This window comes from Pseudoalteromonas luteoviolacea NCIMB 1944, assembly GCF_001625565.1.
Lineage (GTDB): Bacteria > Pseudomonadota > Gammaproteobacteria > Enterobacterales > Alteromonadaceae > Pseudoalteromonas > Pseudoalteromonas luteoviolacea_F.
In genome coordinates this window covers 267,129-290,557 of sequence record NZ_AUXS01000075.1, presented here as the reverse complement: position 1 = coordinate 290,557, position 23,429 = coordinate 267,129, and the positions used below count along the sequence as shown (strand labels likewise).

The following is a 23,429-nucleotide window of genomic DNA, read 5'->3' as shown; positions in this document are numbered from 1 at the left end:
ATCGTTCTCTGCGCAAAACGTAAAAAGGCACCTACTGGGTGCCTTTTTCTTATTTCGCTTGAGCAGGAATTGGTCCTTGGGGAACTTCGACATGCGGGTTTTGTCCGCGCTGCCTCAGTAAGTGGTCCATAATTGTGATAGCCATCATGGCTTCAGCAATGGGGATCGCCCGAATACCTACACAGGGGTCATGACGGCCTTTGGTGATCATCTCCACAGACTCGTTCGCGGTATTGATACTCTGACCTGGCACTGTAATGCTTGATGTTGGTTTTAGAGCAATAGATGCGATGATATCCTGCCCTGTAGAAATCCCCGCAAGCACACCGCCAGCATGATTACTGACAAAACCTTCAGGCGTCAGTTCATCTCGATGCTCTGAGCCCTTTTGCTCGACTACGTCAAAGCCATCACCAATCTCGACGCCTTTCACCGCGTTAATGCTCATTAATGAATGTGCAAGTTCGGCATCCAGTCTATCAAATACAGGTTCGCCAAGACCAACTGGAACATTTTTAGCAACTACTTTGACTTTAGCACCGATTGAATCGCCTTGTTTTTTAAGGTCTCTCATATACTCATCAAGCGCGTCTAACTTGCTTTCATCGGGGAAGAAAAATGCGTTTTGCTCAACGCTATCCCAGTTATAAGATTCGGCTTTAATCGGTCCTAGTTGAGACAAACATGCTCGAACTTCAATGCCATGAACTTGCTTTAAATACTTTTTAGCGATACCGCCAGCAGCTACACGAATTGCCGTTTCACGTGCAGATGAGCGGCCTCCACCGCGATAGTCGCGATGCCCGTATTTATGCCAGTAGGTATAGTCACCGTGACCCGGGCGAAACACATCCATGATCTTGCTGTAATCTTTTGAGCGTTGATCGGTATTTTCAATCAATAACCCAATACTAGTGCCTGTGGTTTTTCCCTCGAATACTCCGGATAATATTTTAATTTCATCCCCTTCACGACGCTGTGTCGTGTAGCGGCTTTGTCCGGGTTTCCTTCTGTCTAGATCAACCTGTAAATCAGCCTCATTGATTTCAAGTCCCGCCGGTACACCATCGACAACACCACCAAGTGCTGTACCATGACTTTCACCGAATGTCGTGACCCGAAACAACTGGCCTATGCTATTGCCTGCCATTAACTTTCCTCATTCCTCGTTACGGTTTTGGTTCATCAGAACCTATGTGGGGTAAACATCCCCCGAATATTCGACAAATTTCTCTGCGCATCTTCCTTTGCCGTACCAAACCAACAATGGATATAGTCCACGGTCAAGCAATGTACCGCAAAGGTTAATCGTTAAAATAGGCTACCAACTCTTGTTTGCTGATCATAAACACGCCTAGACCGCCGTGTTCAAACTCGAGCCAAGTAAATGGCGCACCTGGATATAATGCTTCCATATGTACCATAGAATTACCCACCTCGACAAATAGAATACCGTTCTCCGTTAAGTGTTCAGCCGCATCTCTGAGCAATATACGTGTAACATCGAGACCATCATCGCCAGATGCAAGCCCTAATTCAGGCTCATGATGGAATTCATCTGGTAAATCAGCCATATCTTCGGCGTCAACATAAGGCGGGTTTGCGACTATTAAATCGTATTTCTGACCCGGTACGCCACTAAAGACATCCGATTGAATTGCAAATACGTGGTCATCCATCATATGGTCGTTAATATTCATCTCAGCTACTGCTAATGCATCAAAAGAGATATCTACCGCATCTACTTGGGCATTTTCAAAGTATTTTGCCAAAGCGATTGCAATACACGCTGAGCCTGTGCACATATCTAAAATACGTGTTACCTCTTCAGGTGCTTGCACCCAAGGTTTAAACTGCTTGGTAATTAACTCTGCAAATGGTGATCGAGGTACCAAAACTCGCTCATCCACATAAAAAGGCATACCCGCAAACCACGCTTGATTTGTTAAATAAGGCACTGGAATTCGCTGTTCAATACGTAGTTTTATTACTTCAACTAAACGTCTTTTCTCTGTGCCAGTTAGCCGAGCCTGCATTAAATCTTTAGGTGAATCAATAGGTAGGTTAAGGGTAGGTAAGAGTAAATTCACCGCTTCATCCCAAGGGTTATCGGTACCGTGACCATAAAATAGCCCACTTGCAACGAACTGACTTGCAGTCCAACGCAGCCAATCTTGTATCGTTACCAGATCTTCATAAGCCTCTTGGGCGATTTCATTGGTTATTGATAATTCACTCATGATAATTCTCACACTATGTAGATAGCGGCATTGTAGCGGTTTTTAGGCTAGGTTTTTATGCTTTTTTTATTTAAAATGTGCGAATGACTAGAGAATATCCCGAAGTAGCTATGGCCTCTGACGACTTTGACTTATTCCGCGATGCAATTTCCGGAACACAACCACTTAAACAAGACACCGTGGTACACAAACAAAAAGCAACACGCTTTAAAGGCGAAGTAATTGCAGAACAAAAAAAGCAACATCAAGCTGAATTCTACTTTTCTGATGAATACGTTCCAGATATAGATACAAACGGTACCGTAAACTACGTCAGACCAGGTGCTGATAAATACCTTGCAAAACAGCTCAGACGCGGGGATTACGCGCCTGAATTGATCTTAGATATGCACGGTATGAATAAAGAAACAGCCAAAGATGAACTCGCCGCACTCATTCATGCTTGTAAAAAACAGCACGTCAGCTGTGCATGCATTGTCCATGGTATAGGTGAGCGTATTCTAAAACACAAAGTTCCACACTATTTAGTCCAACATCCCGACATTCTTGCAATGCATCAAGCCCCGCTGGAATATGGTGGAAAAGGGGCGATTTTAATCTTAGTTGATTTGCCACAAAATTTAGAATTTCGTAGATAATCGTTAACAACTATTAACGCAGTTTCTCAACCAAGCTAGCCTGAGATTTACAAATAAGCTATATTAGCTGAACAATACGAAGTCAGCGGGAAGATTGTACCCTTAACGGGTGCCACATAAAAACGCGGGCCTTGTACATTTAGTTTCTGCTATTACCCTCAGGCTTAAAATGAACGATTTACTCAGTACAGATTTGACGATATTACTCGTCGAACCTTCAGTTACCCAAAGAAAGATTATTGCCCATGAGCTCCAACAAGAAGGCGTGCAAAATATTGATTTTGCAGATTCTGTTAGCACGGCCATTGACGCATTGAATCAGAACCTTCCCGATTTGATCATCTCTACCCTTTACCTTGCTGACGGAGATGCGCTCAAATTGCTCGACCACGTGCACACACATTTTAGTGATCATCAGCTGCCCTTTATGCTGGTCTCAAGTGAAACACGCAGACAGCAGCTTGAGGCATACAAACAATCTGGAGTGGTTGCAATTCTGCCTAAGCCATTTACCAAGGAGCATTTAGGAAAAGCGATCAATGCGACGCTTGATTTACTGTCACCACAAGAGCTTGAGCTTGAGCTATATGACATTCAAGATTTGAGAATTTTGGTGGTAGATGACTCCAAGTTGGCCCGCAACCACATACAACGGGTTTTGCAAAACTTGGGCGCAACACGGATCAGCGAGGCAGAGAATGGCGCGCAGGCACTAGATGTATTGCAGCAGAGCATGTTCGACCTCATAGTAACAGACTACAATATGCCAGAAGTAAACGGACAAGAACTTACTGAAGCTATTCGCCGCTCAGACGAGCATGCCCACGTTCCTGTACTCATGGTGACTTCTGAAGCAAACGAGACACACCTTGCCAACGTCGCACAATCAGGTGTCAATGCTATGTGTGATAAACCATTTGAGCCGAATATCGTTAAACAGCTCATTTATCAAATGCTTGAACAAAATTAACTATATATTAGTTATTTTAACCACTTCCCTTGGCCAAAAACACCAAATCAATTTTTGGCCAATTAGAACACAAACGTAAAATCATCAAAAAATCAATTACTTAAAATAAAAATCCAAGCTGGCACAACCTTTGTAATAGTTATTGCGTCTAAACAATCAAAGGGAACAACGCCATGAACTTATTTACTAAATTACTAACTACCAGCCTTTTCATTGGTATATCTGCGTCTGCAAATGCGAACACTATAACCAGTGATATGTTAAGTGATGTGCAAAGTCGAGTAAGTGAAAATATTCAATCGAGCATAGTTGAGTTAAAGCTTAATACTAAAAAGGCACTAGTAGATAGTTTCATCCGTACAAATAAGGACATCGAAACCACTCAACCTGAAACTAAGCAGGTTCAAAAGGAAAACTAATATGTTTAGTGAAGTAACCTTGATTAGCTTATTAGCGATGCCAGTAGTGAGCTTATTGCTGGCTTATTTTTCGATAGAAACCATTAAGATCATCAGTCATAAATGGTTTGCGGAGAGAACTTGATGAAGCGGTTATTGACGAAGACAAAAAACCCGCACAAGGCGGGTTTTTAAACGATGGACGCAAATGCTAATTATAGCTCGCCTTCGTTTTCAGATAGGAACTTAGCAACACCTTCAGGGCTTGCGTCCATACCTGATTTACCTTCAGTCCAACCTGCAGGACAAACTTCACCGTGCTCTTCGTGGAACGCTAGTGCGTCAACCATGCGAAGCATTTCATCGATGTTACGACCTAGAGGTAGATCGTTAACTACTTGGTGACGAACGTTACCTTCAGAGTCAATTAGGAAAGAACCACGGAAAGCAACACCAGCTTCTGGGTGCTCAACGTCGTATGCTTGACAGATTTCGTGCTTAACGTCAGCAACTAGGTCATATTTAACTGGACCGATACCGCCTTCGTTTACTGGTGTGTTACGCCATGCGTTGTGTGAGAATTGAGAATCGATAGAAACACCGATAACTTCAACGCCACGCTTTTGGAATTCTTCAAAACGCTTGTCGAACGCAATAAGCTCTGAAGGACAAACAAAAGTGAAGTCTAGTGGGTAAAAGAATACAACCGCTTTTTTACCTTTGATACGCTCATGTAGATTATAGCTATCTACGATTTCACCATTACCTAGTACTGCTGCTGCTGTAAAGTCAGGAGCCTGACGGCCAACTAATACACCCATTGTTTTCTCCAAATAGTTAGGTTTAGTTCCAATATACAAATCATTTTGTAATTTGATTCTAATTATTGAGGCGCTGTTTAAGAAAAACAACCCCTTGAAAAAATTTGCCTAAGTTTATTCAGCTCTGGGGAAAAATAACAATCGAATTATCCGATAGGTACAATCTAAAAATTCGATGAGGCTAAACTTTAGACATAAAAAAGCCCCTTGCGGGGCCTTTTCTGAATTAGTCCATAATGTCATTTGGCATATCTGCACGGATATGCTGCCACAGCTCACCTGACTGGTGACCATATTTACGTATCAGCGATATCGCGCGATCATGATCGCCTTGCTGAGCAAGTTCTGTTAAATCGCGATAAAACTCTCTGGTGATTTTTCGAATTTTTGGCTCTGAAAAGTAATGACAACCAATCTTCGAATACAAACCTCTAAAACCATTCAGGATGAGGACATAAATCTTATTGCCACCAGCAATCGCAAGTTGATGATGCACTTGATAATCATAATCTGCAAAAGCTTCTGCTGTATCTGGCAACTCTGCATATTGTGCTAGTATTTCGATCACTTTTTCTGGACTTAGCTTGATCGCCGCGCGTGTATAGATAGCACTAATGTTGGTTCTGGCTGACAACAGCTGGTCCGTCAACTCGGGAACTTTGTCTTCATCAAGTCGAGCTAGAGCTTCCAGGATATTAAGACCTGAAGTTTCCCAAAAATTATTAACTCTGGTTGGCTTACCATGTTGAATTGTTAGCCATCCATCGCGGGCCAATCGCTGTAAAACTTCTCTTAAGGTTGTGCGAGTCACACCGATTAGCTCTGATAGTTCACGCTCAGCCGGTAAAATAGACCCAGGTGGAAACTCTCCATTCCAAATCGATTCAACTATATATTCCTCAGCGAATCCCGCTGGGCTCTTGGCTTTAAAAATTCTCATTTAGCACCACTTAATTTACAACCTAAGGCTAGATACATTCAACGCAAGCGACTCTCGAAAGCAGGCGGAGCATGATACTGCAACTCGTTAATCTACTGATTGTACCAGATGGATATAAAGTAACAAGCGCAACTGCAAATTGATGTTCAGGTTATTAACTATTGCGCATTTAAAAAGGGTCGACTAATCCAATTCCTTTCATCTAAATAAACACACCACTTACCATAAAGCCTTTACGCCCGACTTCAATCTGTGCATTTATCCCGCATGTTTAATTCGCACCTGATCTATATAGTTAACATCAATTGATTACATTTTTAATCTAGCTCCGATTAAATTCAGTTTGGCACTCAATTTAAACTCAGCACCATGACGGGATTGTCGGGTAGAATGTAGACCCGCACGCTCTCACATTGAACAACTGGGCAAGAAGTAAAAAGGGAACTTAACTGTAAATCAAGTGACTAATACACTGTTTGCAATACGAATTATACGCACCAAGGTAAATAGGCCAGAACATAATTGCCTCTTTGTGGCTTGTCGTAAATGTAAAGGTCTTGATGCCTTCGTACTACATCGCCATAATAGCGGCCAAAAAAGGAGATATACATGATTGAAAGACTTGCGAGCTTTTCTCGCTCTACCAACGCTTGGGCGCTATTGTTTATAAGTGCACTTATTTTCGAAGTTGTCGCACTATATTTTCAGTATGCCATGGGTTTAGAGCCTTGCGTGATGTGTATCTACCAACGTACTGCTATGTTAGGTGTATTAATTGCCGCACTAATTGGCCTATGTGGTAAAGGTATCTATATCGTCCGACTCATCGCTACAGCTGGATGGGGCATAGCCTCAATTTGGGGTTGGTTGCTTGCACGTGAACACCTTTCTATGCAAACCACAACAGATCCTTTTGCCTTTACGTGTGCTTTTGAACCAGACTTCCCAGTTCCATTGCACGAATGGATCCCATCGTTTTTCGCTGTGACTGGCAGCTGTTCTAGTATAGACTGGTCGTTTGCTGGTTTATCAATGCCCGGCTGGATGGCTGTGGTCTTTGCAGTGTATTCGATTAGCTTTTTGATCTTTGCGCCATTGATTATTTTTAAAAAGTAGATTTGAGATAGATATGATTTTTAGACTGAGTCAGGTTTCCAAGCTTTCAACCCTGTCGCTACGTGACAAGCAAAAAGTCCAAGCAATTGCACTGTCAATGCTATCGGCGAAAAGTAAGGTATTTTTGGCAGTATGTAAGCTGACATTGTTAACACCCCTTTTTATGGCATTGGCATATTTTGAAGGGTGGGCACTGTTACCTGTGCTACTTGTTGCGGGCCTTGCTTATCCATTGCTCACTGCGCCAATCGAAATACAATTTGCGTTGAAAAATATAGACCAAGCGCTTGAACAGTTTAAGCAGAGCCAAACATAGGCTCTGCGAGACTCTGGCTTACTCAAATACCACGTGAGCTTTTAACTTTTCAATTAGGCCCTTTCCTATTCCTTTCACTCTCTCTAATTCCTGCACATCCACAAATCTACCATTTTGCTCCCTAGACATCACAATTGCCTGCGCTTTTGCCTCACCAATCCCAGGTAGCTGGATCAGCTCATTTACTTGCGCTGTGTTCACATTTACAACCAGTGGCACTTGTTCAGGCGGGTTTACATCTTGCGCCTGAACCAAATTACTCAACAAAAATACTGCTACTATCAGTCCAAGAATCCATGTATGTCTTCGCATTTAATTTTCCTTAAAAGTTTATGAGTCTAACACTGCTTAAAAATACTAAATAAGCTATCTAACCATAAGATTTAACGATTACTTTTGTAAAATGCCTACTAATATTTTCATTGTGTTTTTTTCATATGGATCGTCTAATGAAGTGCCTTTAAGTTGCATTAATAGCAAATACAGTTTACTGTATAAAAAAACAGTGTTTTATGGAGGGTCATCATGGCTGTTATAGTAAAGTATGTGGTTGAAAGAAACGGAGTAGAGCGAATGACATTTACTAGCAAAAAAGAGGCTGATGCCTACGATAAAATGCTGGATGTTGCAGAAGCGCTTGAAGCAATGCTAGATAAGGTAGATGTACCACTTAGCGAGCAACAAGTTGAATCACTGGCTCTAGAAATGGCAAAGTATAAAGACGATTTTATTTCTGTACTCAAAGGCAGTAAACCATCAGCAGAGAAAGACAATAAAAAAGCGTCCAAGAAAGCCGAAGAAGTTACTGACGAAGTCGCCGAGGATAAGGTCACTGCTATAAAGCAAGCATAAATATTACTTGGTTCTTAAATTACCTTTACTGACTTATTCGTTCCAAAAACGCAAAAACGCCGCACTATTGATATAGTTCGGCGTTTTAGTTTTATATAACCGACGTAGCGATTATTTTAAAACTGCAGCAACTGCATCAGCAAAATAATCAATATTGCTTTGGCTAATACCCGCCACATTTACACGGCTAGAACCCACGATATAGATTGAATATTCCTCACGTAGGCGGTTAATTTGCTCTTTATTAATACCTAAGAATGAGAACATACCGTGCTGGCGCTCAATGAATGAGAAATCATGTCCAGTATTTCTCTGCGCTAAGCTATCTTTTACAAGGCTACGTAAACCGTTAATACGATCACGCATTTCAGCAAGCTCTTGATGCCACTCTTGTGTTAACTCATCACTTGAAAGGATAGTATTTACAATGTCGGCACCATGTGCCGGTGGCATAGAATAGATGCTGCGTACTACGCTTAATAGAACTGAGTTTGCAACATCCGCATTCGCTGCATCTTTAGAGATAACAGAACATGCACCAATACGCTCACGGTAAAGACCAAAGTTTTTAGAGCATGAAGAACAAATGATCATCTCTTCTACTGTTTGAGCTAGCAAACGTAGACCATTAGCATCTTCGTCTAGGCTGGTACCAAAACCTTGATAAGCAATGTCTACAAGTGGAGTAAAGCCAACCTCTTTAGCAAGGTCCGCAAAAATCTGCCACTGTTCGGCATTCAGATCCATACCACTTGGATTGTGGCAACATGCATGAACTAAAACAACGTCACCCTTTGGCACTTGCTTCAGCGTATCAATCATCTCGTCAAAAAGTAGCCCTTTATTCTCGTAGTCGTAGTAAGGGTACTCTTTTACTGTCAAGCCAGCAGCTTCAAATAGGCTAATATGGTTTGCCCAAGTTGGTGTCGTCACCCAAACCGTCGCATCTTTATTACAACGCTTAATGAACTCAGCAGCTACGCGCAAAGAGCCTGTGCCACCTGGAGTCTGCGCCGTACGCACTCGGTTGGCAAGTAATGTAGTGTGACTATTGCTTAATAACAACTCTTCCATCTTAGCGCAAAAGTCTAAGTTACCAGCTAACCCAATGTACGATTTTGTGGTTTCGTTTTCTAAACGAAATGCTTCTGCTTTTTTAACCGCTTTTAAAACCGGAGTAGCACCTTGCTCATCTTTATATACACCAACGCCTAAATCAATTTTTTTAGGGTTATCGTCTTGCTTATAAGCTGCCATTAGGCCCAAAATTGGGTCTGTAGGAAGTGGTTTTAGTTCTGAAAACATGTGTATTTTTTTCCTATTAAAACTAGTACGCAAAAACACAAGGCCGCAAAAATTCGCTCAAGCGCATTCAAGCTCACCTTCATTTCTCTAAGTATTCAACTCGATAATACGTAGTAATCTTGGGGGTTATAGTTGCCATAATACTAACACAATTTAACGAGAACACGAGCCCTCTCACTCAGGAAGGTAGTGTGTTATTTTCATGCAAGCCGCAACCAGTACAGATAAATTGTCAGGAGTAAAAAAGTCTTTACTAAAAGCCTCTGCATCAATGATCCCGACACACTCAAAACTGTCGTTTAACAATGGAATACAAACCTCAGCTTGCACTTTCGGGTCACAGGTATAATACTCACCGCCCGTTGCAATATATTCGGGAATATCATTGATAATACGGGATTGTTCTGACAATACAGTTTGAATGTTGTTCGAAGTCGCTGCAAATTGTTCATTAATGGGAAAGAGAGGGCGACTTGGCGCACCGTTATAGGCCAACTTCAAGAGCTGATTTTCACCGTCTACCAATCTCGTTTGGTAGATGCCAAACCAATCTACTCCGGTTTTACAGGTAACGAACTCTACAATAGCTTGCAGTTTAGACAGTAGTTCTGTGTTTCTTTCACTGTGTGAAATATAAGAATTCAATTCAAATGGTGCTTCTTGTAAATGACCAAATAAGCTACAACTTCCCCCTTCACCAAGCTCTGGAATTTTATAAGACCATATCGGTTTGGTTTGATTACTTGCCAAAAATGCCTCTAAAGAGTCTAGTTGCAATTTCACCAAAGAAGGTTCCACTGGGGTTTTCGTTTTATTTAAGTATGCAGAAATCATTTAGCCATCCAAACATCTATATATCTAAATCAAATTTAACACGCAATTATGCCGTTGACTATAGGAAAGAGCATGTTTTTTATTTTGAGGAACAATAGAAAGGAATAAGTGAAAAAAAATTTCAATATTTCGAACAGCTAGTTGAGGGAGTAAACAAGCCTTACTTCATTGCCTATTTGATTGTAACTCACACTATCCGCAATCTCTGAAAGCAATTGAACACCGCGTCCATGTTCATTAGATAGAGAGTTATCATGTTGCACTTCAGGCTGCATAAATCCGCTGCCAGAATCTTTTATATCAAAGGTAATCGAATGCTTTTCGGGAGAATAAGAAGCCGATATTTGAATTGACGCATTGTTCAGTTCAGCCAATGCTTCAGCCCGCTGGGTATAATATTCTAGAAACCCATCTTCTTGGTTTTTTAATTCAGAGCTGATCCCCAGCACACCATGGTCTAAAGAGTTATTGTACGCTTCCGATAATAACAGGAATATATTGGACCTATGCGCATCCACTCCCTCAACATTACTCAATACATTAACCACTTCTAATACAGGATCAGTCACTTTCATTTGCTCGGCGTCTAAAGAAACTGACACATCAAAGGGCAAACAAGAATAATGCGTATCACTTGAACTCTCTACCTCGGCTGCCAAACAGTTAACTATTGCAATACTCAAGTCATCCTGTTGCTCCGCATGTTGTGCAAACCCTCTTACTTTATCTATCACTTCCTGCGTTGTGATAGCATTTTTACTTTGCAAAGTATCGATGAACCTTCCTTCACCAAACATTTCGCCATCAGGCCCTTCACTTTCGATGATCCCATCGGTAGCCATCACTAATCGCGTACCCCGCTCTACCTCAAAGTGTAAAATGGTTCTTTCGAATTCTTCATCGTCCAAAATCCCCAACGCCATGTGCTGCGACTCAACGGTTTTCAATACCTTACCCTGGCCATTAATCAAATAAATGTCCGGCAGCCCTCCCAACCAAGCCGAAATATTCTTACCAGAACTGCTCAACTCAATAATCGCTGCGGCGCAAAACATGTGGCCTGGTAGCAAAGTATATAAAGAACTGTTCAGCTCCGTTGCTATATCCCCTACAGCCATTCCCTTTTGTACCATAGTGTAAAAGATTTTCGATGCAGGAAGCGCCCCCACGGCAGCCGCTAAGCCGTGGCCGGTAAAGTCGCCCAACAAGCAATAAAAACCACCTATGGGGCTTTTTGCCATTAAAAACATGTCACCATTGAACATAGAGGCAGGCGAGAGATGAAAGTCACACAGCGTATCAAACCTTTCTTGGCCTGACAGGGCATTTCTAAATATATGCTCTACAATTTCATGCTCTCTTTCAGTTTGATTGTAATGATACTGCAGCTGTTTCTTTTGTTCGTTTGCTTCTTTGCTGAGCTTTCTTGTACGGGCGTGGGCACGAATTTTTGCAGAGAGAATAATTCTGTCAAAAGGTTTATGAATGAAATCATCCCCGCCAACTCGCAGACACTTTTCAAAACTAGCATGATCTTCAAGCGCGGTTATAAAAATAATGGGTAAATACACATCCCCAGCGTACTCCTTGATCTTTGGCGCCGTTTCAAACCCGTTCATAACAGGCATCATGACATCAAGCAATACAATGTCTACCTCATGCTGCTGCAACAAGTCCAGCGCTTCTTGCCCGTTGTTTGCAACCAATACATCATAGTGTTGTTGCTCCAACATGGCAGTGAGCAATCGGCAGTTAAGAGGTTGATCATCAACCACTAAAATAAGCATGCGATCGAACTCAGTTAGTCAATTTCAAACTTTTTATCAAACCGAGATATCTGCAAGATTTTCTTTAATTGTGGTCTACAATTGCTGATCTGTATGCTTCCAACAGAATCACCAAGTGTTTTTTTCATATTTAATAGCATCCCTAAGGCTGAGCTATCCATGTAGTCTGTATCTCGTAAATCGACGACTACTTTTTCTGTTTCGGCGTTCACCTCTGCATAGGCTTGGCGAAATGATTGTACTAAATTAAAGTCAAACTTCCCTTTAATTTGGATTGTTAAGGTCTTTCCGTCGGCTGAAGCATTTTTGCTCAGGCTCATTGCAAGCTCCTACTTTGAATTTGGTATTGTTATCCATCTTTATGTTTTAAATATAATCGTATTACGTAATTTCGCCAAAAAAATATAACAGCACAAAACACTTTTTGTTAGTATCCAAGGTAATGAAACTAGTTTGGAGTAAGCCATGTCAGAAGGTCGTTTAGTATATTCTACCGAGCTGGGAAGAATTAAACCGCAAGACGAACAACCGCAACAAGAAGTAAAGCTTTTTAAAGATGGCCACATTCGCATTGAACGTCAAACCAAAGGTAGAAAAGGTAAAGGCGTGATGTTGGTAGTCGGTATTGATCCTGAACAGCATGATCTAAAAAAATTAGCTAAGTTACTGAAAAGTAAAATGGGGCAAGGTGGTGCAGTAAAGGATGGTGTAATTGAAATTCAAGGCGATGATCGTGAAAAGCTAAAAGGTCTATTAATTGCTCAGGGATTCAAAGTCAAAATAGCAGGGGGTTAATTCCCTGCTACTCTCATAATATCTGGCTCTTGAGCAAATACTTGTTGCTCTGTCAGCGGCGCACTGTAGTAGTAACCTTGTACGATATGGCAATTATTCCGCTGTAAAAAAGCGACTTGCTCGGCGGTTTCCACCCCTTCAGCAACCACCTTCATACTGAGCTTCTGAGCCATCGCAATAATTGCAGCAGTAATTTCCATGTCATTACTATCATCTGGAATATCCTTCACAAAGGACCTATCCACTTTGAGTACATCGACTGGGAAGCGCTTCAGATAACTGAGCGACGAGTAGCCTGTTCCAAAATCATCAATTGATAGTGATACACCTAGCTTTTTCATCTCCTTTAGCTGCTCAATTGCTGCTTCGACATCACCCATTAGCATACTTTCTGTCAACTCAAGGTGAAGCATTGAAGGTGGTAGGCCTACTTCATCTAATGTGTGAGAAATCGTCTCGATTAAATTCGCGTCCTTAAACTGTCGTGCAGACAAGTTAATTGAAATATCAGCGGTATACCCTTTAGATTTTAGCACAGAAGAGAATCTGCAAGCCTCTTTCAAAACCCATGTACCTATTTCGACGATTAATCCCGTAGCCTCAGCAATTGGGATAAACTTAGTCGGCGGGATCCCGCCTTCCGTTGGATGATTCCACCGAATTAACGCCTCATAACCAACAATTTTTCCACTTCGACTATCTATTTGTGGTTGATACTGCAATGAGAATTGTTGACTCTTAATCGCCTGTCGTAATTCATTTTCTATGTGCAATCGCTCATTCGCTGCCGCATTTAGCTCCTGAGAATAAAAATGGAAAGTGTTTCGCCCTTTTGCTTTGGCTTCATACATGGCCAAATCAGCATGTTTTAATAACTGCTCTTCTTCTTGGCTATCAAATGGTGCCAAAGTGATACCAATACTGGCACTGACAATGACCTCGTTGTTTCCTAGCGAAATGGGTTGGCTGAGAGTTTTTTGTATTGTATGTGCTACATCCATTGCGTTGTCTCGGGTGCTTATCCCGCTTAGCAAAACAGCAAATTCATCACCACCCAATCGCGCAATTGTATCCTCGGCCCTTAATCTTTGTTTAAGTCTGTCGGCAACCTCTACAAGTAACCGATCTCCTGCATCATGTCCGAGTGTATCGTTAATGCGTTTAAATTCATCGAGGTCAAAGTAAAATAGCGCAAACGCGTAGTGTCCACGAGAGGCCAATGCCATGGATTTACGCAGTTGCATACGGAAAAAGGTACGATTAGCTAAGCCTGTTAGAGTGTCAAAATAGGCCAGCTCTTCCATCTTTCTTTGACTTTCTTTAACAAATGAAATGTCTTGTGCAGATGCCACATAACTTGAAATGCGACCACCATTTTCCCGGATTGGAGAAATACTCAAACTCACCCAAATTTGGTCATTGTTGCTACTTTGCAACAAAGTATCACCACGCCAGTAGTTACGGCTTTTGAGGTCAAAATCTATATCATCAATTAAGATGGCCATCTCGCTAGAAATAATATCTAGCAGTGGCGCATCCAAAAAGTGAGATTCGGCAAACCCAGTCATTTCAACCATTTTTGGATTCACATACTCAATTTTGAATCGCTCATTGGTGATCACCACCCCTGTACCAGAAAACGCAACGGCCTTGGATAACCGGTTTGCCGCCTTCTCTGCGATTTCTTTTTCATTGATACGCTGATTCAGTCCGTTGACTAATTTTTTAATATCATCACTCATGTCATTAAATGATGCATTCAACAAACCGATTTCATCATCACTGTCGGCGAGTTTCGGATGATCCCATTGACCTCGACCAAAACTGATCAGAACTTTAACCAATTGATTAATACGCTTCAAAATCAGATGGTAAATTACTTGGTGCAGGAGCATGGCAACAAAACCGGCGTAGAGAACAAACAAGCCAAAAAACTTGACCTTGAGCTCTTCAAGCGCGTGCAAAGCCGTATCTCGGCGCTTGTACATACCAACATACCAGTCAAGCTCCCCCAAATGCATCACATTTGCGATATGGCCTGCTTTGTCATGTACAAACTCATCTTGATAGCTTGGTAAATTTACCTTGAGCGCAGTGTCAATCACGCGTTGTATTGGGCTGGGTAATGCATCTTTTGTTAACAACTCGGAATGCTCGGTATCTCTGAGTAAATTTGGCGCAGATATAATCCGCCCCTGTTTATCAAAAATAATGTAACTTTGCTCTGCGGTCGGTTTTGGCAGCCTAGAAAGCAAGGTTTCTAAATCTAAATCGCTCCCAGTAAAGCCTCGATACACATCTCCTTCATACAGCGGAACTAAAATACTCACTACCCATTTGCTCCAAATAGGGTCGTGATGTACATCGGACCAAACAGCTTCTCTGGTAGGGTTTAACTCCTCGCGTAACAGCGGTTGAGCGTGAATATTAGCCTGTCTATTCTGTGCGCTGTCTAAAAGGACCGAGTTAGGTGGCGCAATTCGTACAAAGTTCTCTGTGGTATAGATATAAAAATTGAAAAAGTCTTGCAGCAAAATAGGTGACAGAATATTCCAAAGGCTTTCTGACTTTTGAAATAACGCTTGATCGCTTTCGCTCAATGTATCTTTCAAAATGTAAGCTGCCGACATGCCATTAGCAGCAACACTATGCATTCTGCCATTACTCGTAGTTAAGGGTAACTCGGTATTTAGTGGTATCTCTGTTGCTGACAGAAGCTTTTTTGACACCACGACATTTGTCTGTTGAGCGAGGCTCTTTTTGAGTTCTAAATAGTGAGAAAACTGCTGTAATACTTGCTCACTTAAACCATGTAATTGGACAAATTCAGCCTCAACGAGATGCTTTTCCTCAGATTTCAACATCAACGCGGCTGCAAATACGCCAGCAATGACACACACAGCGGAAATTAAGATTGATAATTTCACACTTAGAGAATTAGCACCAAAACGCGAAGGAGGACGACGGTTGCCCACGATAAACCCTTTACCCTGTTATGTTTTTTTTCATATATTGACTTGAATATATCAGATCACGTAATTCGTAGCCAATGCAATTAGAGTATAATTTAAAATACCTAGTTGTAATTGGTTCGATATCTGTGTTAATAATACTGCTAATACTGATTTTTAGATACGAACAGATTATGAACTTTTTCACGCGCCGTTATTTTTTCTTTTTTAGCTTCTTTAGGTGAAGAGGCTTAACTGTTTGCGCGTAAAAACGAATAGCTAAGCCTCCCACCATCTGGGAGGCTTTTTTTTTGGCACAATGGGAGTGAGGACCATGACGCAAGATACTTTAGATGCATTGAGGACAGAGATTAATGAAATTGACTCTGAATTATTAGTACTTTTGGCAAAGCGTAGACGTATTAGTCACGGGGTATTGGAATACAAAATTAACAACAATAAACCGATCAGGGATGAAGAACGAGAACTTGCCCTCTTAGAAAAACTAATTCGATACGGCAAGTCTCTGGGCCTAGATCAGTTTTACATTAATAATGTTTTTCAAGTAATTCTGGAAGACTCCGTACTCAATCAGCAGGCGCTCCTGCAAAAGAGCCTGAATCCCGACACCGTCAATGATACGCATAGAGTTGCCTACCTAGGTGGGCAAGGTTCGTATAGCCAGTTAGCTTGTCACAAATATTTTAGCCGTCGCCCCGGGAAAGTCGTCGAAATGGGCTGCCAATCATTTGAAGATATCACCAATTCAGTTGAAAAAGGCAAAGCCGATTTTGGTATTTTACCAATCGAAAACACCAGCTCAGGCAGTATTAATGAAGTGTTTGACTTAATGCAACACGCTCAAGTTTCTATCGTTGGAGAGGTCACTCACAGTGTAGAGCACTGCCTATTGGCCAAACCCGGTATCGAGCTTAAAGATGTGAAAAAGATCTATGCACACCCACAACCTTTCGCACAGTGCAGTCGCTTCTTACAAAGTCTTGCAGACGTTACCCATGAAACATGTGACTCCACTTCGAGCGCTATCATGGCTGCTGCGGAATGTGACCAAAGTGCGGCGATTGGTTCTGCGCAGGCAGGACGTTCACAGGGCTTGGAAGTCATAAAAAGTGAACTTGCCAATCAAGCTGAGAACCACAGTCGCTTTATTGTGGTCGCAAGAAAACCACTTCAAGTATCAACTCAAATCCCAACAAAAACCAGCCTTATCATGGCGACAAAACAGCATGTCGGTTCCCTTGCAGATGCGTTGATGGTGTTCAAAGAAAACAGCATTAACATGACAAAACTTGAATCGCGTCCTGTTCCAGGTAACCCGTGGGAAGAAGTCTTTTACGTAGATCTACAGGCAAATATTGCGGATCCTCAAGTGCAAAAGGCGCTGGAAGCGCTCAAAGAGCATACTCAAACGGTTAGGATTTTAGGCTGCTATCAAAGTGAGTCACTCAAAGCGGTAGAGCCTATTTGATTGAAAACCCCAGCTTAGGTGCTGGGCAAACCCTCTTAACTTAATACATACTTTCTCTTAAGAGTATATGCGCTACTAATGTAGCGCAAAAAATTACTACTTATGAAGCTAACTCATCGAGCACCTTGGCGTCATTGGCTTTATTTAAAATACCTCTACTCTGCGCTAAGAAAGTATGGGCACTGTCAGAGAAATAGGTCTGCGCTTTATCAAACCCTTCTATCAAAGCTTTTTTGTCACGTTGTTTCAAGCTTTGAAGTGTTTGCGCAAAGGTATCCTGATAGCTGGCGAGCAATCCTTCAACGTCGTCAAATTGAGCAAGCATAATATCGGCATATAACTCAGGGGACTGTGCAAATAAACGGCCGACCATCATCAACTCCAATTGATAAATGGGTGAAGAACAACTGCGAAGCTCTTCCAATGTGTGACACTGTTTTGCTAAAAACTGACCGTAAACAAATGTAGTCAAGTGCCGCATGACCTGAATAATTTGCATCGCTTGGTCGTGCTTTTTCGCTTCCATTGAGACGATATGGCATCCCCAGATCTGAAGTTGTTTCAGTAACCCCTCATATGCCGCTTGATCTCGCCCGTGGCAAGCTACTACAGTTTGCTTAACCCAGTGAGAGATATCTGGGCCAAACATTGGGTGCAAACCAACTACAGGGCCTGGGTGTTTTTTGAGTAAACTTTTAAGTGGAGTCTGCTTTACAGATGTAATATCCGCCAAAATGCATTCGGGATCCAGCGCAGGCAAATCATCGATAACTTGTTCTAAGCTGTTTATAGGCACGCTCACAAGCACAAGTTTCGCGCCGGATAAAATATCTGCGGCCTCTTCTTGATGACTTTTATCGAGTATTTTGACTTCATAACCTGAGCGTCGAAACTGCTTTGCAAACAACTGACCCATTGCTCCTTCACCACCTACTATCACTATTGGCGAAAGCTGCGGAGCTGTACACGCTAATTTACTTTGCTGATTTTCGTATGCTTCACGCATCATTCTGCGCAAAATATCTTCAACCAATTCAGGGTTAACCCCCTTTTCTTGCGCTTGCTGACGACGTGCCGCAATTAAAACCGCTTCTCGATCTGGAGCGTGTAGTGGCGCCCCCTGTTGCTGCTTAATTTGCCCAACCTGCTCTGTTAGTTTTCTGCGCTCAGCAAGCAAGCTAACCAGCTCGCTATCACAGCGATCTATCTGGACACGCAGCTCATCTAGACTCAAATTATCTCTCATTCCCATACCGTAAACCTTAATTTACACCAGTAAATATTTAATTACACCTAGTCTAACAGGACGAATTTTATTAAGAAAGTAACATTTCGTTACTTCATGAAATTATAAGGTACAAACCAATGGGTTTTAAATTTACATGTCAGTAGGTGAGTATTACGACAAAAGATAGCAGACAATCAATGAATTGAAATATAGAGGGAGAAACCAAACAGGCCGCATGAAGCGGCCTGTTTGTTAAGCATAGGTAGTATGCGCGTATTAGTTAAGTTTTTCTTTAATACGTGCAGATTTACCAGAACGCTCGCGTAAGTAGTAAAGCTTAGCGCGACGAACCGCACCACGACGCTTAACTGTAACGCTGTCAACCAGTGGGCTGTGTGTTTGGAAAACACGTTCAACACCTTCACCGCTTGAGATCTTACGAACAGTGAAAGATGAATGAAGGCCACGGTTACGCTTAGCGATTACAACACCTTCAAAGGCCTGTAGACGCTCTTTGTTACCTTCTTTAACACGTACTTGTACAACAACTGTGTCACCAGCGCCGAACGCAGGTACGTCTGTTTTAAGCTGCTCTTCTTCAAGCGCTTTAATAATATTTTGGTTTACTTTTGCCATTTTATTTCTCACATTCCTAGGAGTAACTGTCTTCTAGCCACAAGCTTCGTGTTCTTGCTGAAATTCAGCAAGGAGCTTTGCTTGCTCCTCAGTCAGAGCTAGGTTACGCAACAAGTCCGGACGGCGTAGCCAAGTCCTGCCTAATGACTGCTTTAAGCGCCATTTTGCAATTTCTTTGTGGTTCCCACTGAGTAATACAGCAGGGACCTGCTTTCCATCCAATATTTCAGGCCGAGTATAGTGAGGGCAATCTAACAGGCCATCCGAAAATGAGTCCTGCTCAGCAGACTGATTGTGACCAAGCACACCAGGCACTAATCGTGCAACCGCATCGATAAGCGTCATAGCGGGCAATTCGCCACCACTGAGAATAAAATCACCAATGGACCACTCTTCGTCTACATGAGACTCAATGATCCGTTCATCTATACCTTCATATCGACCCGCAACTAAAATCAACTTTTCAGACTGTGCTAATTCAGCAACGCCTTGTTGATCCAGTTTGCGTCCCTGTGGAGACATATAAATTACTTTTGCACCATCACCCGCTGCAGATTTTGCATCAAGAATGGCTTTTTCAAGCGGCTCTACCATCATCAACATACCTGGACCACCGCCGTAAGGCCGATCATCTACAGTACGATGTTTGTCAGTAGCATACGCTCTAGGGTTCCAACAATTGAACTCAATCAAACCGTTTTTCACAGCTCGACCAGTTACACCTTGCTGAGTAACTGCATCAAACATTTCTGGGAACAGCGATACCACGCCCACCCAAAGTTTTTGCTGATCACTCATTAAAATGCAGGATCCCAATCAACCGTAATTTCACGTTCATCATGCTTAACTTCAATAATGACAGAATCTGTCAAAAATGGAATTAAGCGCTCAGTCTGACCAAATGCATCTTTTTTGTTTGCTTTCACAACCAAAACATCATTTGAGCCAGTCTCCATCAGGTCATCGACATGACCTAAGTTGTAACCTTTATTAGTTACAACCGTCATACCAATTAAGTCTCGCCAATAAAACTCCCCTTCAGGTAATTCAGGAAGCTGCTCACTATTAACGGCGATTTCAGCGTTGGTATAAGCCATTGCTTCGTCTCTGTCGTTAATGTTTGCAAATTTAGCGATGAAACCCTTGTTGTGGCGACGCCAGTCGCTCACTTCAAGTGCTTGCCATTTACCTTGTTGCCCTATCAACCATGGGCTGAAATCGAAGATCCCTTGGGGATCATCAGTAAATGAATGCACCTTAAGCCAACCCTTAATACCATAAGGGGCACCTAATTTGCCGACAACTAGTGTCGAGGTGTTATCTTGACTCATGGTTACACTTACGCCTATTAAGCCGCTTTACGAGCGTCTTTAACTAACTTAGCTACGCGATCTGAAAGAGATGCGCCTTGGCCTACCCAGTGATCAACACGAGCAAGATCTAGACGAATTTTTTCTTCCTGACCAGAAGCGATTGGGTTAAAGAAACCTACTTTCTCGATGAAACGACCGTCACGCGAGAAACGGCTATCCGCAACCACGATTTGATAGAATGGACGCTTTTTAGCGCCGCCACGTTGCAAACGAATAGTTACCATACCGTCCTCTACATAGATTGACTGTTTTCATTAATAAGATATTACTTCCCACTACGGGAAGCTGGGGAATTGTACGAGTTTTTCTCAACAATGCAAGCATGTTTTGGATTTAATTCTCAATCTTGACATGCCTAGGTCAATTTGGACCTAAAACGCACTCATTGTTTGGCTTCGCACACGCCAAAATAAAGAAACGGGTGCTGTTAAAAACACCCGTTTAAAAGCTCAAGCAAAGCATTAATCACCTTGCTCGCAGGGAGGTATTACACCTTAGAACGTATATTTCGCATTTAGGGCAAAATTGCGTCCAGGTTGCGTGTACTGTCCTAGCGCTGCGTCAGCAGACTGTCCAGCAACGCTCTCATATGGAATATATTCCTTGTCTAGCAAGTTAAAGACACCCGCATTGAGTCTCAAGTTACCAAAATCGTACTCAGCGAAGAGATCAACCGTACCCCAACCCGCTGTTTTGACTTTGTCATCAGCTGGTACCTTAGTCATACGTTTGGCTGCTTTAAATGCCGCTGTAACTGACCAGTTGTCCAGCTCATAGCGTGCTTTTGCAAAGCCATTGAGTGGACTAAGAGTGCTAATGTATTCATTGGTCTCTTTATCTTTACCCTGTACATAAGTAAAGCCAGTATCAATCGATACATTGTCGTTTACCCAGACAGTGAAATTAGCTTCTAAACCTTTGATCTCGACTTCTGCGATATTTTGGTACTGATAGTATGTCTTAGGAGGCATGCCTGGAATTTGGCTTGGCTCTACGCGCACTATTTTGTTTGAGATAAAATCATCAAATTTTGAATTAAATACTGTGACAGAGAACTGTTTCGACTCAAAATCACCTTTAACACCAAATTCAATGCTATCACTGGTTTCTGGCTCTAAATCTGAATTAGGTAGAATTTGATAGAACGGCTCAACACCATGACTTTGATATGCAAGATCATGAGGTGGGATTTTGAAACCTCGAGAATACTGAGCAACAACATTTAAGTTTTCTGACACAGAATAAACTAAGCCCAGTTTAGGAGACAGAGCCGTTTCACTGATGTCGCCGAACTCTGTGCCCGCATATAATTCACTTTGTTTAGCATCCATCTCATAGCGGTCAATACGTAAGCCAGCATTGAGCTTAAGTGTATCTGGTATCAAGGTAATGTTGTCTTGAACAAATAGACCTAGCATAGTTGTATCTGCGCCTGGAAACGTCTTTTGTCCTTCTCTATCTTTGCTTTTATTGCCTTGTGCATCAATCCGTGTTTTATAACGAGGACGTGACGTCTCGTAGCTATCAAAATCAAAGCCGTAAACCAATTGATGAGCCAACGAGCCAAATTCAAGCTGTTTATCAAGGACTAGGCGCGTACCAAAAATAGATTGCTCGAAACGGTAGTCATTGAAGTCAGTATATGGTCCTGTGCGACTGCGGCTGCCATCATTAGCGCGGATCTGGTCGCTCAGTTGCTCAAAGTCTGTGTAATAAACTTGTGCGCTTAGATTATCGTAAAAACTGGTTGCACTCGCTGTATCAAACTCTAAAGAGAATGAAATGCTTTCATTGTCATCTCTTGTTTCATAAGCATTTGCATTAATGATTTGCTCAACATCTTGGTCAAAGTAGTCCACTGTCGCCAAAATACTTTCATTATCAGTAATTTTGAATTCAGATTTGAGTAGCAATGCATTTGATGTGTAGTCAAAACCGGGCAAATCTTCTGCATAGTTTTGGGTTTCTTCACCATCGCGACGTGTAACTTGAATAGATGTCGCGTTAGAATCACTCAGCTGCTTGGCAAATGTCGCCGTCGCGCTTTTTTCAGCATTTACGCCATAGTAACCAAGGCCAACTTGTGCGTATGTATCCTTACCCGATAAATAATCAGACGGATTTTTTGTCGAAATGACAACAATACCGCCAAGCGCATCTGAACCATATAGCGACGATGCCGCGCCTTTGGCAACCTCGATTTGCTTAACATTATCTACATCAAAATAGCCGCGGCCGATAATTAAACCACCACCACCTGAGTATGCATCATTTAAACGGCGACCGTCTTTGACGTACACCACGCGGTTTCCACCGATACCACGAATATTGAGCGCTTGGGCTTCACCTGTAGAGCCCGTAGTTGTAATCCCTGTTTGATACTTAAATGCGGTATTTAAGTCAACTGCTAACTCACGTTCAATCTCTTGTTCGGTGACAACATTTACAGTGCCTGCGACATCTTCAAGCTTTTGCTCAATACGCGACCCTGATACTACGATTACTTCGCTATCTTTTTCAAATTGTTCAGCAACAACATTAGGCGCAGTTAAGACTGCCGCCGCAATACCTAGCGAAAGAGTAGTTCTTTTAAACATTATCTTTTAACCTCAAACAGGAAGAATGAATAATTTTCGCTGTGCACTATAAAGGTATTTTCACTCGATCGCAAACGATAATTATTTGCATTTCTATAATCATATAGATTTTATTTTCTGTAGAATGTATTATTGCCGTTATT

25 protein-coding genes are annotated in these 23,429 nt (G+C 42.0%); 9 read left to right on the top strand and 16 right to left on the bottom strand.

Annotated features, from left to right (window positions below):
• Positions 1-49: 49 nt before the first annotated feature.
• On the bottom strand, positions 50-1,150 hold the full coding sequence (gene aroC, locus N483_RS23915) for a chorismate synthase (RefSeq protein WP_023398647.1): 1,101 nt from the start codon (positions 1,148-1,150) through the stop codon (positions 50-52).
• Between the two features lie 154 nt (positions 1,151-1,304).
• Positions 1,305-2,240 (bottom strand): 50S ribosomal protein L3 N(5)-glutamine methyltransferase, encoded by a 936-nt coding sequence (gene prmB / locus N483_RS23910; RefSeq protein ID WP_023398646.1) that lies wholly within the window; start codon positions 2,238-2,240, stop codon positions 1,305-1,307.
• Positions 2,241-2,323: 83 nt separating this feature from the next.
• On the opposite strand from prmB, the gene smrB reads away from it, so the two are divergent.
• The 4 genes from smrB (at position 2,324) to N483_RS27640 (ending at position 4,391) form a co-directional block, all read left to right on the top strand.
• Positions 2,324-2,878 (top strand): endonuclease SmrB, encoded by a 555-nt coding sequence (smrB, locus tag N483_RS23905; RefSeq protein WP_023398645.1) that lies wholly within the window; start codon positions 2,324-2,326, stop codon positions 2,876-2,878.
• Between the two features lie 169 nt (positions 2,879-3,047).
• A complete protein-coding gene (locus N483_RS23900) occupies positions 3,048-3,848 on the top strand; it encodes a response regulator (RefSeq protein WP_023398644.1) in 801 nt (266 codons plus the stop codon).
• Between the two features lie 173 nt (positions 3,849-4,021).
• Positions 4,022-4,267 (top strand): hypothetical protein, encoded by a 246-nt coding sequence (locus N483_RS23895; RefSeq protein WP_023398643.1) that lies wholly within the window; start codon positions 4,022-4,024, stop codon positions 4,265-4,267.
• Between the two features lies 1 nt (position 4,268).
• Positions 4,269-4,391: a hypothetical protein gene (locus N483_RS27640; protein ID WP_023398642.1), complete on the top strand. Its 123-nt coding sequence runs from the start codon at positions 4,269-4,271 to the stop codon at positions 4,389-4,391.
• 70 nt (positions 4,392-4,461) lie between these two features.
• Here N483_RS27640 and N483_RS23890 read toward each other — a convergent pair whose 3' ends face one another.
• A complete protein-coding gene (locus N483_RS23890; protein WP_023398641.1) occupies positions 4,462-5,067 on the bottom strand; it encodes a peroxiredoxin C in 606 nt (201 codons plus the stop codon).
• 226 nt (positions 5,068-5,293) lie between these two features.
• Positions 5,294-6,007: a fatty acid metabolism transcriptional regulator FadR gene (fadR, locus tag N483_RS23885; protein WP_023398640.1), complete on the bottom strand. Its 714-nt coding sequence runs from the start codon at positions 6,005-6,007 to the stop codon at positions 5,294-5,296.
• A 612-nt stretch (positions 6,008-6,619) separates the two neighbouring features.
• Here fadR and dsbB point away from each other — a divergent pair.
• Positions 6,620-7,123 carry a disulfide bond formation protein DsbB gene (dsbB, locus tag N483_RS23880; protein ID WP_419555118.1) on the top strand — a complete coding sequence of 168 codons (504 nt, stop codon included), beginning with the start codon at positions 6,620-6,622 and terminating at the stop codon, positions 7,121-7,123.
• A 13-nt stretch (positions 7,124-7,136) separates the two neighbouring features.
• A complete protein-coding gene (locus N483_RS23875) occupies positions 7,137-7,439 on the top strand; it encodes a hypothetical protein (protein ID WP_023398638.1) in 303 nt (100 codons plus the stop codon).
• 18 nt (positions 7,440-7,457) lie between these two features.
• On the opposite strand, the gene N483_RS23870 is transcribed toward N483_RS23875, so the two are convergent.
• Positions 7,458-7,751 carry a ComEA family DNA-binding protein gene (locus N483_RS23870; protein WP_023398637.1) on the bottom strand — a complete coding sequence of 98 codons (294 nt, stop codon included), beginning with the start codon at positions 7,749-7,751 and terminating at the stop codon, positions 7,458-7,460.
• Positions 7,752-7,964: 213 nt separating this feature from the next.
• Between N483_RS23870 and N483_RS23865 the strand changes: the two genes are divergently transcribed.
• The gene (locus tag N483_RS23865) at positions 7,965-8,291 is read left to right on the top strand and encodes a YebG family protein (protein ID WP_023398636.1); all 327 of its coding nucleotides are present in this window, start codon (positions 7,965-7,967) and stop codon (positions 8,289-8,291) included.
• A 111-nt stretch (positions 8,292-8,402) separates the two neighbouring features.
• Here the strand turns inward: N483_RS23865 and N483_RS23860 are convergent, their stop codons facing one another.
• The 4 genes from N483_RS23860 to N483_RS23845 all read right to left on the bottom strand — a co-directional run bounded on the left by N483_RS23860 (position 8,403) and on the right by N483_RS23845 (position 12,537).
• The gene (locus tag N483_RS23860) at positions 8,403-9,596 is read right to left on the bottom strand and encodes an amino acid aminotransferase (RefSeq protein ID WP_023398635.1); all 1,194 of its coding nucleotides are present in this window, start codon (positions 9,594-9,596) and stop codon (positions 8,403-8,405) included.
• 174 nt (positions 9,597-9,770) lie between these two features.
• Complete coding sequence (locus N483_RS23855) at positions 9,771-10,430, bottom strand: GAF domain-containing protein (RefSeq protein WP_023398634.1); 660 nt, start codon at positions 10,428-10,430, stop codon at positions 9,771-9,773.
• A 137-nt stretch (positions 10,431-10,567) separates the two neighbouring features.
• Complete coding sequence (locus N483_RS23850; protein ID WP_023398633.1) at positions 10,568-12,217, bottom strand: ATP-binding SpoIIE family protein phosphatase; 1,650 nt, start codon at positions 12,215-12,217, stop codon at positions 10,568-10,570.
• A 14-nt stretch (positions 12,218-12,231) separates the two neighbouring features.
• Positions 12,232-12,537, bottom strand: coding sequence for an STAS domain-containing protein (locus N483_RS23845; RefSeq protein WP_023398632.1), 306 nt, complete (start codon positions 12,535-12,537; stop codon positions 12,232-12,234).
• Between the two features lie 145 nt (positions 12,538-12,682).
• Here N483_RS23845 and yciH point away from each other — a divergent pair, with 145 nt between their 5' ends.
• Positions 12,683-13,012: a stress response translation initiation inhibitor YciH gene (gene yciH / locus N483_RS23840; RefSeq protein ID WP_023398631.1), complete on the top strand. Its 330-nt coding sequence runs from the start codon at positions 12,683-12,685 to the stop codon at positions 13,010-13,012.
• Here the strand turns inward: yciH and N483_RS23835 are convergent.
• On the bottom strand, positions 13,009-15,987 hold the full coding sequence (locus N483_RS23835) for an EAL domain-containing protein (RefSeq protein WP_023398630.1): 2,979 nt from the start codon (positions 15,985-15,987) through the stop codon (positions 13,009-13,011). The genes yciH and N483_RS23835 overlap by 4 nt on opposite strands.
• Before the next feature lie 310 nt (positions 15,988-16,297).
• Between N483_RS23835 and pheA the strand changes: the two genes are divergently transcribed.
• Positions 16,298-17,452 carry a prephenate dehydratase gene (gene pheA / locus N483_RS23830; RefSeq protein WP_023398629.1) on the top strand — a complete coding sequence of 385 codons (1,155 nt, stop codon included), beginning with the start codon at positions 16,298-16,300 and terminating at the stop codon, positions 17,450-17,452.
• 100 nt (positions 17,453-17,552) lie between these two features.
• Here the strand turns inward: pheA and tyrA are convergent, their stop codons facing one another.
• The 6 genes from tyrA to N483_RS23800 form a co-directional block, all read right to left on the bottom strand.
• Positions 17,553-18,698 carry a bifunctional chorismate mutase/prephenate dehydrogenase gene (tyrA, locus tag N483_RS23825; protein ID WP_036975720.1) on the bottom strand — a complete coding sequence of 382 codons (1,146 nt, stop codon included), beginning with the start codon at positions 18,696-18,698 and terminating at the stop codon, positions 17,553-17,555.
• 258 nt (positions 18,699-18,956) lie between these two features.
• Positions 18,957-19,316 (bottom strand): 50S ribosomal protein L19, encoded by a 360-nt coding sequence (gene rplS / locus N483_RS23820; protein WP_023398627.1) that lies wholly within the window; start codon positions 19,314-19,316, stop codon positions 18,957-18,959.
• A gap of 33 nt (positions 19,317-19,349) precedes the next feature.
• Positions 19,350-20,114: a tRNA (guanosine(37)-N1)-methyltransferase TrmD gene (trmD, locus tag N483_RS23815; protein ID WP_023398626.1), complete on the bottom strand. Its 765-nt coding sequence runs from the start codon at positions 20,112-20,114 to the stop codon at positions 19,350-19,352.
• The gene (gene rimM, locus N483_RS23810) at positions 20,114-20,647 is read right to left on the bottom strand and encodes a ribosome maturation factor RimM (RefSeq protein WP_023398625.1); all 534 of its coding nucleotides are present in this window, start codon (positions 20,645-20,647) and stop codon (positions 20,114-20,116) included. The genes trmD and rimM overlap by 1 nt, the downstream gene beginning before the upstream one ends.
• Positions 20,648-20,664: 17 nt before the next feature.
• Positions 20,665-20,913: a 30S ribosomal protein S16 gene (gene rpsP, locus N483_RS23805; RefSeq protein ID WP_023398624.1), complete on the bottom strand. Its 249-nt coding sequence runs from the start codon at positions 20,911-20,913 to the stop codon at positions 20,665-20,667.
• Positions 20,914-21,183: 270 nt separating this feature from the next.
• Positions 21,184-23,286, bottom strand: a complete 2,103-nt coding sequence (locus N483_RS23800) for a TonB-dependent hemoglobin/transferrin/lactoferrin family receptor (protein WP_023398623.1) — start codon at positions 23,284-23,286, stop codon at positions 21,184-21,186.
• Between the last annotated feature and the right edge of the window lie 143 nt (positions 23,287-23,429).

Coding starts and splice junctions, on each gene's coding strand:
- N483_RS23875 (WP_023398638.1), top strand. CDS start 7,137: ATGATTTTTAGACTGAGTCAGGTTTCCAAGCTTTCAACCCTGTCGCTA.
- rplS (WP_023398627.1), bottom strand. CDS start 19,316: ATGGCAAAAGTAAACCAAAATATTATTAAAGCGCTTGAAGAAGAGCAG.
- yciH (WP_023398631.1), top strand. CDS start 12,683: ATGTCAGAAGGTCGTTTAGTATATTCTACCGAGCTGGGAAGAATTAAA.
- trmD (WP_023398626.1), bottom strand. CDS start 20,114: ATGAGTGATCAGCAAAAACTTTGGGTGGGCGTGGTATCGCTGTTCCCA.
- N483_RS23865 (WP_023398636.1), top strand. CDS start 7,965: ATGGCTGTTATAGTAAAGTATGTGGTTGAAAGAAACGGAGTAGAGCGA.
- N483_RS23845 (WP_023398632.1), bottom strand. CDS start 12,537: ATGAGCCTGAGCAAAAATGCTTCAGCCGACGGAAAGACCTTAACAATC.
- rimM (WP_023398625.1), bottom strand. CDS start 20,647: ATGAGTCAAGATAACACCTCGACACTAGTTGTCGGCAAATTAGGTGCC.
- rpsP (WP_023398624.1), bottom strand. CDS start 20,913: ATGGTAACTATTCGTTTGCAACGTGGCGGCGCTAAAAAGCGTCCATTC.
- N483_RS23850 (WP_023398633.1), bottom strand. CDS start 12,217: ATGCTTATTTTAGTGGTTGATGATCAACCTCTTAACTGCCGATTGCTC.
- N483_RS23900 (WP_023398644.1), top strand. CDS start 3,048: ATGAACGATTTACTCAGTACAGATTTGACGATATTACTCGTCGAACCT.
- N483_RS27640 (WP_023398642.1), top strand. CDS start 4,269: ATGTTTAGTGAAGTAACCTTGATTAGCTTATTAGCGATGCCAGTAGTG.
- smrB (WP_023398645.1), top strand. CDS start 2,324: ATGACTAGAGAATATCCCGAAGTAGCTATGGCCTCTGACGACTTTGAC.
- N483_RS23855 (WP_023398634.1), bottom strand. CDS start 10,430: ATGATTTCTGCATACTTAAATAAAACGAAAACCCCAGTGGAACCTTCT.
- N483_RS23860 (WP_023398635.1), bottom strand. CDS start 9,596: ATGTTTTCAGAACTAAAACCACTTCCTACAGACCCAATTTTGGGCCTA.
- pheA (WP_023398629.1), top strand. CDS start 16,298: ATGACGCAAGATACTTTAGATGCATTGAGGACAGAGATTAATGAAATT.
- N483_RS23895 (WP_023398643.1), top strand. CDS start 4,022: ATGAACTTATTTACTAAATTACTAACTACCAGCCTTTTCATTGGTATA.
- N483_RS23890 (WP_023398641.1), bottom strand. CDS start 5,067: ATGGGTGTATTAGTTGGCCGTCAGGCTCCTGACTTTACAGCAGCAGCA.
- N483_RS23800 (WP_023398623.1), bottom strand. CDS start 23,286: ATGTTTAAAAGAACTACTCTTTCGCTAGGTATTGCGGCGGCAGTCTTA.
- fadR (WP_023398640.1), bottom strand. CDS start 6,007: ATGAGAATTTTTAAAGCCAAGAGCCCAGCGGGATTCGCTGAGGAATAT.
- prmB (WP_023398646.1), bottom strand. CDS start 2,240: ATGAGTGAATTATCAATAACCAATGAAATCGCCCAAGAGGCTTATGAA.
- aroC (WP_023398647.1), bottom strand. CDS start 1,150: ATGGCAGGCAATAGCATAGGCCAGTTGTTTCGGGTCACGACATTCGGT.
- tyrA (WP_036975720.1), bottom strand. CDS start 18,698: ATGAGAGATAATTTGAGTCTAGATGAGCTGCGTGTCCAGATAGATCGC.
- N483_RS23870 (WP_023398637.1), bottom strand. CDS start 7,751: ATGCGAAGACATACATGGATTCTTGGACTGATAGTAGCAGTATTTTTG.